Origin of the sequence: Cupriavidus phytohabitans, assembly GCF_000426345.1 — a bacterium.
In the GTDB taxonomy this organism is placed as follows: domain Bacteria; phylum Pseudomonadota; class Gammaproteobacteria; order Burkholderiales; family Burkholderiaceae; genus Cupriavidus.
Genome location: NZ_AUFE01000173.1, coordinates 1 through 3,623, shown reverse-complemented (window position 1 = coordinate 3,623; position 3,623 = coordinate 1). Strand labels below are relative to the sequence as shown.

Sequence of the window (3,623 nt, the reverse complement as noted above, 5' to 3'; positions counted from 1 at the left end):
ACTACGAGGCCTTGCTGCCTTGGAATCTCAAGACATCCGCTGTTTAGCCGACCTCGTATCCGGCCGCAAGAGGCGTTGTTAGTCGACCGCTTACCTTTAATCCGGCAGCGTAAGAGGCAAATACGAGTCCGTCCTTTTGCGATTTGCCGTAGTCCACAAGTTGCTTCAGGTTGGAGACAGGAAGATCCTTGTTGGCGACCAGCACCAACCCCGTGCGGCTGATCTGGGCAAGGGGCTTCAGGTCGGCAAACGGCTTGTAATGGACCTTGTAGGCCAACGGAGCCTCGCTCACGACACCGCCCTGGATGACCAGGAGGGTATGACCGTCTTTGCCAGTGGACTGCATGTCGCTGATCGCCAGCGCACCGGCGGCACCAGGCTTGTTCTCGACAATGACCGGCTTGCTCCACGCCTTATGCAGGCCTTCCGCCAGCAGGCGCGCCAGTGCGTCGGCGCTGCCGCCGGCAGGGCCCGCCACCACCAGGCGGACCGGCTTCGTTGGCCAGGCCGGTTGGGCCTGAGCCACGGGCAGCCAGCCGACGACGCCAACGCCGAACGCCAGGGCGTATCCGCGCCACAAAAAGTTGTTGGCCTGTTTCTTCATGTCTGTACCTCTTGATTGCTGCTTTGCGTGTTTGGAAGGCTTCGCCGGTGACGGATCCGAGGGCGCGTCAGGTTCCGTCAATTCTCGGATCGCACCACATTGCCCGGCTTGGCCGATCACGACATGCTTTTACCAATTCGCGCAAACAGAGGGAAAACCCTGTAGAGATACTGCGCTACCCTTCCCGACCGCTCTTGCCGGGCGCTGACAATTCGCGATGGCAATGAGCGGCAGCGGACCCGGATCAACCGGACCCGGCTGCCAATCACCGGGGCTATGTGCTGCAGGCCAAACCTGCGTGACGGCTTGCGGTTCCCGGAAGGGGAACCGTCAAATCACGAAAATGGACGAGCCGGTGGTCTTTCGAGATCCGCCCGGGCGCCATCTTTTGCTTTACCTTGCACGCTCGGACTTTCCAGTTTATGACTCTGGCTGCCATCGCACCGGAAAATGGCAGCCACGTCCTGGACAAGCCGCAAGTGGCCGCGACCCCGGCTCATTCGTCGACCTTGATGCCTGCGTCGTTGGCGATCTTCGTCCAGACTTGCAGATCGCTTTGGACGATTTCGCCCAGCTGCGCTGAGGACTTGACCGGAGGCGGCTCGAAGTTCAGCTTCTTCATCAGGGCCACGATCTCCGGCGTCCCCTGCACCTTGTTGACCTCGTCGGCCAGGCGCTTCACGATCGCGGGGCTGGTCCCGGCCGGCGCGAACATGCCGAACCATCCCACCGTATTGAACTTGTAGCCCTGCTCGCTCAGCGTCTTGACGTCGGCAAGCTGGGGAGACCGCACGTTGCCCACAATGGCAATGCCACGCACCTTGCCGGAACGCAGGAACGGAACCGCCACGCTGGGGTCGGTCCAGCCGATCTTCAGCACCCCCGAGGAAAGCTCGGTGAGCAGTTGGCCGGATGTCCGATACGCGACGTGTTCGGTCTTCATGCCCGTCTGCTTCTTCAGCCACTCCATCGTCAGGTGCGCGGATGAGCCGGTGGCCCAGCTGCCGTAGCTGTACTTGTCCGGATGCGCCTTCACGAACTGGATGAGTCCGGGCAAGTCGTACACCGGCAGGTCCGGGCTCACCAGCAGCAGCACGCCCCCCACCGCTGTCTGCGCGATCGGCACGAGGTTCTTTCTTGCGTCCTGGGAAATGGTCTTGATGACAGCCGGCGCCACCACCATGCTCGATGCCGTCGTGTAGAGAATCGTGTAACCATCCGGCGCCGCCTTGAGGACTGCGTTAGTCCCGATCACCCCGCTACCACCAGGACGGTTCTCCACGATCACAGACTGCTTCAGCGACTCGGAAAGGCGCTGCGCCATGGCCCGCGCCAGCGCGTCGGTTCCTGATCCGGCAGATGACGGCACGATCATTTGAATCGGGCGCGCTGGCCAGGCTTCCTGCGCCTGCACCGGTCCTGGCGCGCACAAGGTGATGCTTGCCACCGCGCACAACGTGATTGCGAGCAGCTTCTTCATTGATGACATTGTCGTCCCCATGATTTTTTCGACTATTACCAGCCTGGCCAGGTGCGGCCCGCCTCACCAGGAAATATGCGACGGGCAACTACCCGCTCAGGCTACGGTGAGGCTGATCATAGCAGCCCGAATTTTTCATGTCGACATTAATAAAATCGAAGTGCTAAACTCGAGACGCATCATTTTTCCTCGACCCAGGGAATGCCATGACTGCTGTAAAAGCCATATATCTCGATCCACCGGCCGGTTTCGAGCGCATCATCGTCGGGGAAGCCACGGCCGCCCCTCCGGGACCGGGCGAGATCACCGTCCGCATACATGCCAGCTCACTCAACTATCATGACTATGCCGTGGTGTCAGGCCGTCGGCCCTTGGCGCAAAGGCGCATTCCGATGGCGGACGGTGCCGGGGAAGTCACCGCCATTGGTGCAGGCGTGAAGGCATTCACGGTCGGAGACCACGTCGTCAGCACCTTCTTCCCGACGTGGCATGACGGAGCGCCGTTTCTGTGGGATTTCGCTACCGTCCCCGGGGATGGCGTCGACGGCTTTGCGCGGGAGGCTGTGACGTTGCCCGAAGCGTGCTTCACGCACGCTCCGCACGGCTACAGCCACGCCGAGGCCGCCACGCTGACCACGGCCGGCCTGACTGCCTGGCGGGCATTGTTTGCCGATGGCGGCTTGAAGCCGGGCGAGACCGTGCTGGTACTCGGCACCGGCGGCGTATCAGTCTTTGCACTGCAATTCGCCAAAGCGGCCGGCGCGCGGGTGATCGCCACGTCATCCTCGGACGAGAAGCTCGCCAGGCTGCACAAGCTTGGCGCAGACTGCCTGATCAACTATTGCAACACGACGCAATGGGGCGAAACAGTACGCGAGATGACAGATGGCGTCGGCGTTGACCATGTCATCGAGGTTGGCGGCGCCGCAACCCTGGACCAGTCGATGACGGCAGCCCGTGTCGGCGGACATATCGCCGTGATCGGCTCATTGGGAAACCCGACCGGGCCGGTCACCGTCACCCAGCTTCTGCGCAAGCACCTGCGCCTGACCGGGCTGCTGGTGGGGAGCCGCCGACACCAGCTCGACATGGTGCGTGCCCTGAATACCACCGGCATCCGCCCGGTCATCGATCGGCATTTCCCGCTGGAAGCCATGGCTGACGCCTTTCGCTACCAGGAAGCGAATCAGCACATCGGCAAGATTGTGCTGGATATCTGATCAACGGCTCCTTGCATCCCCGAGGCGCGGCCGGCAACTTGTCCTGCGCACGCCCGAACGCTGCCCTTCAGCCAAGGCCCTGTTCGATCGCCCCGGCAACCTGCAGGATTTCGCGCGTCGGCACCGCTCAAGCCGCCCGGCTTCATCGGCCGCATCCACATCGGATGCGACGAACACCAAGCCATGCGGGGGAATGGCCGCAGGATTGCTCATCTGACTCTATCTCGTCCGGCCTGCAGAATGTTGAAGGGTAAGGCGCAGCAAGGCGTCGGAAGAATTGTGCTGCGTGCAGAACTCCCAGATCGAATAGGAATCTGAT

The 3,623-nt window shown here is 62.0% G+C and carries 2 protein-coding genes and 1 pseudogene; 1 reads left to right on the top strand and 2 read right to left on the bottom strand.

The window, feature by feature from the left end:
• Positions 1-94 precede the first annotated feature (94 nt).
• Together K309_RS38790 and K309_RS0134200 are read right to left on the bottom strand one after the other, a co-directional pair.
• Positions 95-604 (bottom strand): annotated as a pseudogene (locus K309_RS38790) (tripartite tricarboxylate transporter substrate-binding protein); the annotation flags it as partial.
• 496 nt (positions 605-1,100) lie between these two features.
• A complete protein-coding gene (locus K309_RS0134200) occupies positions 1,101-2,093 on the bottom strand; it encodes a Bug family tripartite tricarboxylate transporter substrate binding protein (protein ID WP_029050389.1) in 993 nt (330 codons plus the stop codon).
• Positions 2,094-2,290: 197 nt separating this feature from the next.
• Between K309_RS0134200 and K309_RS0134195 the strand changes: the two genes are divergently transcribed.
• Positions 2,291-3,304: a zinc-dependent alcohol dehydrogenase family protein gene (locus tag K309_RS0134195; RefSeq protein WP_029050388.1), complete on the top strand. Its 1,014-nt coding sequence runs from the start codon at positions 2,291-2,293 to the stop codon at positions 3,302-3,304.
• Positions 3,305-3,623: the final 319 nt, after the last annotated feature.

Coding starts and splice junctions, on each gene's coding strand:
- K309_RS0134200 (WP_029050389.1), bottom strand. CDS start 2,093: ATGTCATCAATGAAGAAGCTGCTCGCAATCACGTTGTGCGCGGTGGCA.
- K309_RS0134195 (WP_029050388.1), top strand. CDS start 2,291: ATGACTGCTGTAAAAGCCATATATCTCGATCCACCGGCCGGTTTCGAG.